The sequence below is a fragment of the Flavobacterium weaverense genome, assembly GCF_003688495.1.
Classification (GTDB): Bacteria; Bacteroidota; Bacteroidia; order Flavobacteriales; family Flavobacteriaceae; genus Flavobacterium; species Flavobacterium weaverense.
Map to the genome: position 1 here is coordinate 1 of NZ_REFH01000006.1, position 1,063 is coordinate 1,063.

The following is a 1,063-nucleotide window of genomic DNA, read 5'->3' on the forward strand; positions in this document are numbered from 1 at the left end:
AAATACTTCCCTTACCAATGTAGTAGTAACCGATCCAATGGTAGGATTAACCATTACTGGAAACCCAATTGCAACTCTTGCAGTAGGTGCTTCTAATGCGACTATCAAAGGAACATACACGATTACTCAATTGGATATTGATGCGGGTAAAGTAGTCAACACGGCTTTAGCTACAGCGAAAGATCCAAAAGGAAATAAAGTAACAGATGTATCTGGTACTTCAGTTGATAACAACACCCCTACTGATACGCCGCTAACGCAAACGCCAAGTATTGCGCTTGTGAAAACAGCGGTAGTAAGTGGAACAGGTAAACTAGGTGATGTAATTACCTATACTTTTGCAGTAACAAATACTGGAAATACTTCGCTTACCAATGTAGTAGTAACCGATCCAATGGTAGGATTAACCATTACTGGAAACCCAATTGCAACTCTTGCAGTAGGTGCTTCTAGCTCGGCTATCAAAGGAACATACACGATTACTCAATCGGATATCGATGCGGGTAAAGTGGTTAACACGGCTTTAGCAACTGCGAAAGATCCAAAAGGAAAAGACATAACAGATATCTCTGGTACTTCAGTTGATAACAATACTCCTACTGATACGCCTCTAACGCAAAATCCAAGTATTGCTCTTGTGAAAACAGCGGTAGTAAGTGGAACAGGTAAACTAGGTGATGTAATCACGTATACTTTTGCAGTAACGAATACTGGAAATACTTCTCTTACTAATGTAGTAGTAACAGATCCAATGGTAGGATTAACCATTACTGGAAACCCAATTGCAACTCTTGCAGTAGGTGCTTCTAATGCGACTATCAAAGGAACATACACGATTACTCAATCGGATATCGATGCGGGTAAAGTAGTCAACACGGCTTTAGCAACAGCGAAAGATCCAAAAGGAAAAGATGTAACAGATATCTCTGGTACTTCAGTTGATAACAACACGCCTACTGATACGCCTCTAACGCAAAATCCAAGTATTGCTCTTGTGAAAACAGCGGTAGTAAGTGGAACAGGTAAACTAGGTGATGTAATCACGTATACTTTTGCAGTAACG

The 1,063-nt window shown here is 40.3% G+C and carries 1 protein-coding gene; it reads left to right on the forward strand.

Translation table 11 applies throughout. The features are described from left to right. The coding region (locus BC961_RS00050) for a DUF7507 domain-containing protein (RefSeq protein WP_121923825.1) at positions 1-1,063 on the forward strand (1,063 nt) is incomplete at both ends.